Genomic DNA, 1,229 nt, shown 5'->3' on the forward strand with positions numbered 1-1,229 from the left:
TGAATCGCCACGGATAATCTAGACACTTCCGAGCCGTTGATAATACTGGTTTTCATATTCTGTCGGTGACATCTGTTCGCTAGAACCATGCCGACGCTTACTGTTATAAAACATTTCGATGTAATCAAAAATATCACTGCGGGCTTCTTCCCGCGTTCCGTAGATCTTTTTCTTTATCCGTTCACGTTTCAACAACTGGAAAAAACTTTCTGCAACCGCATTATCATGGCAGTTACCGCGACGGCTCATGCTACCCTCCAGGCCGTGTGATTTCAGGAACGACTGCCACTCATGGCTTGTGTACTGACTGCCCTGATCCGAATGAACCAGCACCTGTTTTTCGGGATTACGCCGCCATACAGCCATCAGCAGTGCGTTCAGGACAATGTCCTTTGTCATCCGGGATTGCATGGACCAGCCGATAATTTTGCGTGAGAACAGATCAACAACAACGGCAAGATACAGCCAGCCTTCGTGGGTCCTGATGTAGGTTATGTCCGTTACCCAACGCTCATCAGGAGCATCCGGATTGAACTGTCGCTGGAGCCTGTTGGGTGACACGATACTGGCCTCGCCTTTACGTGCCCGCGGGCTTCGGTATCCGACCTGAGCCTTTATTCCGACACGTTTCATCAGTCTCCAGACTCTGTTTACTCCGCACTGTTGCCCGCTGTCACGCAGATCCAGATGGATTTTGCGATAACCATAGACGCATCCCGATTCCAGCCAGAACTGTTTAATTTGTCCTGTCAGTCTCAGGTCTGCCTGATGGCGTTGTGAATGCGGCTGCTGAAGCCAGGCGTAAAAACCACTGGGATGAACATCCAGCACCCGACAGAGCAGGCGAACAGGCCAGCAACAGGAGTTGTCACGGATAAAGGCGTACCTCAGTCGGACAGCTTTGCGAAGTACGCCGCGGCTTTTTTTAATATGTCCCGTTCGTCGGTAACCCGTTTCAGCTCTTTCTGGAGACGGCGGATCTCGGCCTGAGCATCTGACTGTTCTTTATTAGTGGAAGAATCCGGACCGTACTTCTTTATCCAGGCATAAAGGCTGTGGGTGGTGATATCGAGACGTGTTGCAACGCTGGCAACAGAATAACCGCGATCAACAACCTGTTTGACCGCTTCAGTTTTAAACTCTTCGGGATAACGCTTACCGCTCATGGGCACCTCTCTTTAAGCCATCTTAAATGACTCTGAGGTGTCTGTTAAACCCGTGGCGATTCA

At 50.4% G+C, this 1,229-nt stretch carries 1 protein-coding gene; it reads right to left on the reverse strand.

Annotation, left to right across the window (positions count from 1 at the left end; translation table 11 throughout):
* Positions 1-18: 18 nt before the first annotated feature.
* Positions 19-1,166 (reverse strand): IS3 family transposase gene (locus G9X48_RS09030; RefSeq protein ID WP_085949497.1). Its coding sequence is split into 2 segments (ribosomal slippage): positions 19-929 and positions 929-1,166, totalling 1,149 coding nucleotides; the frame shifts between segments, so codons are not numbered across the junction.
* Positions 1,167-1,229: the final 63 nt, after the last annotated feature.

This window comes from Cronobacter sp. HA18006 (assembly GCF_011605445.1).
GTDB classification, from domain to species: domain Bacteria; phylum Pseudomonadota; class Gammaproteobacteria; order Enterobacterales; family Enterobacteriaceae; genus Cronobacter; species Cronobacter sakazakii.